Genomic DNA, 2,237 nt, shown 5'->3' with positions numbered 1-2,237 from the left:
GCTAGTTGGTCTAGCATCTTGCAATGTTTGTCTTTTATGCGTAATTTGAGTGTCTTCATACAATTATTTTAACCGTATTTTTCTTAATAGTGATTATAGCAAAAGTATTTAAAACGACATTTCATGTCGTATGGCTTACGCCAGTCGCTTATATCCTCAGGCTAAACCCCGAGGTTTTACGCTCCAATGGATAAAATTTGAGCATCTCAGTATTGACCGCACGAACTGCATTTTGTTGGGTATGCTGAAATTGACTTTTAAGCTGTTGCAACCATTGCCGATAATCAGAGCTTAACTCAAAACTCATAACCCAAACCTTTTAAATTCTTTTTGATTTCACTTTCCAGTACAGCACTTTCAGCAAATTGCTGTTTCAATTGTCCTGTTAAGCGTGCCATCTTCTCGGCAAAAGGTTCACCATCATCTTCCTGCTCGACTGCACCCACATAACGCCCTGGGGTCAATACATAATCATGCTTTTGAATGTCTTTTAACTCAGCCGAGAAACAAAAGCCTTTTTCATCCTGATAAGCTTCACCTTCAAAATTTTCGCCTTGTTGCCAGGCGTGTAAGGCATTAGTAATTTTGGCAATATCAGCATCGGTAAAGTCACGTAGTACACGATCTTTCATATAGCCCAAGTTACGAGCATCGATGAACAGAGTCTTGCCTTCACGATTGGCTTTCTTTTTATCTAGGGACAAGCCATTCTTTTTGTCTTTAGTCAAAAACCAAATACAGGCAGGGATTTGGGTATTGGTAAACAGTTGCCCTGGTAATGCGACAATACATTCCACCAGATCGGCTTCAATCAGATTTTTACGGATTTCACCCTCATTATTGGTATTGGAACTCATTGAACCATTGGCAAGTAAAAGTGCCATACTGCCCGTTGGTGAGAGATGGTGCAGCATGTGCTGCATCCAGGCAAAGTTGGCATTGCCTTGTGGCGGTGTGCCATATTTCCAACGTACGTCGCTTTCCAGTGAAGCGTGCCACCAATCCTTAATATTGAACGGTGGATTTGCCATGACGAAATCAGCACGCAAGTCTGGATGCTGATCATCTAAAAATGTATCGGCATTCTTTTTACCAAAGTTAAAATCAATGCCACGAATTGCCATATTCATGGCAGCAAGTTTCCAGGTGGTTGGGTTGCTTTCTTGTCCGTAAATCGAAATATGCTTTTTCTGTTCAGATGCTTTGTAATGCTTTTCCTGTGCGTGTTGTTCAATGAACTTTTCACTGGAAACGAAGAAACCACCTGAACCCATTGCAGGGTCATAGACTCGACCTTTATAAGGTTGCAGCATTTCTACAATCAAAGTCACGATACTTTTAGGTGTGTAATATTGCCCACCTTGCTTGCCTTCGGCTAAAGCAAACTGCCCTAAAAAATATTCGTAAACATGCCCGAGAATGTCTTTACTGTGCAGACTGAGTTTTTCACCATTGTATTCAGGTTTGGTAAAACTCGTGTCCGAAAAAGTATTGATCAAATCCAATAGTTTGTCATTATCAAGCTGGTACTGTCCTATACGATTCAGAATACCTTTTAATTTAGGATTAGCTTTCTCAATTTCATCAAAAGCATTATCCACTAACCAAGAGATAGAACGTAGTTTGACATCTTGCCCATGTTCATCTTGCCAAATGATCGAACCAATCGCTAAAGCGGCTGTATTTTGTAAAGTCGTCCAACGTGCCGCTTTAGGCACCCAAAACACATTTTTTTCTTGATAATAATCAATAATTTCTAATTCATCAGCGATTGCTTGTTGATATTCTTCTTCTGTGTGGTATTGATCACGAGGCATGTAATAGATGTTGTGATCATCCGCTTGAGCAAATAAATCTTTAAGTTCAGACTGACGTTCATCAAAAGCATCTGATACATATTTTAGGAAAATTAATCCAAGCACAATATGCTTGTAGTTGGCAGCATCTAAGCTACTACGTAATTTATCAGCGGCTTTCCAAAGCTTATCATCTAAGTCATTTAGAAACTTTTGTTCCAATGAGTTCATTCTTTATCCTCAATCAATGATCAACCGCTGTGGTTTTATACTTAATCTTCAATAGTTTATTACGTTAGCACAGTTAAGACAGAATCATTTATGGCAAATCCATGCCTTGGAAAATGTAACGCTCACCAATCCACGTACAGGGCAAACCATCTTACGGGATGTTTGATGAAATAGTTGACATCCTCCCCGACCTAAAGGACGGGGATTCCT

Annotated in this window: 2 protein-coding genes and 1 pseudogene; 1 reads left to right on the top strand and 2 read right to left on the bottom strand. The window is 39.7% G+C overall.

Features of this window, described 5'->3' with window-relative positions:
• Positions 1–148: 148 nt before the first annotated feature.
• On the bottom strand, positions 149–307 hold the full coding sequence (locus tag F967_RS14275) for a hypothetical protein (RefSeq protein WP_004760777.1): 159 nt from the start codon (positions 305–307) through the stop codon (positions 149–151).
• Positions 297–2,027 carry a class I SAM-dependent DNA methyltransferase gene (locus tag F967_RS03470; protein ID WP_004798226.1) on the bottom strand — a complete coding sequence of 577 codons (1,731 nt, stop codon included), beginning with the start codon at positions 2,025–2,027 and terminating at the stop codon, positions 297–299. Before F967_RS03470 ends, F967_RS14275 begins: the two co-directional genes overlap by 11 nt.
• A 76-nt stretch (positions 2,028–2,103) precedes the next feature.
• Here F967_RS03470 and F967_RS13545 point away from each other — a divergent pair.
• Positions 2,104–2,193 (top strand): annotated as a pseudogene (locus F967_RS13545) (DUF4440 domain-containing protein); the annotation flags it as partial.
• Positions 2,194–2,237 lie beyond the last annotated feature (44 nt).

Origin of the sequence: Acinetobacter sp. CIP 102637 (assembly GCF_000368425.1) — a bacterium.
GTDB classification, from domain to species: Bacteria; Pseudomonadota; Gammaproteobacteria; order Pseudomonadales; family Moraxellaceae; genus Acinetobacter; species Acinetobacter parvus.
This window is presented reverse-complemented; position numbering and strand designations above follow the sequence as displayed.

Coding starts and splice junctions, on each gene's coding strand:
- F967_RS14275 (WP_004760777.1), bottom strand. CDS start 307: ATGAGTTTTGAGTTAAGCTCTGATTATCGGCAATGGTTGCAACAGCTT.
- F967_RS03470 (WP_004798226.1), bottom strand. CDS start 2,027: ATGAACTCATTGGAACAAAAGTTTCTAAATGACTTAGATGATAAGCTT.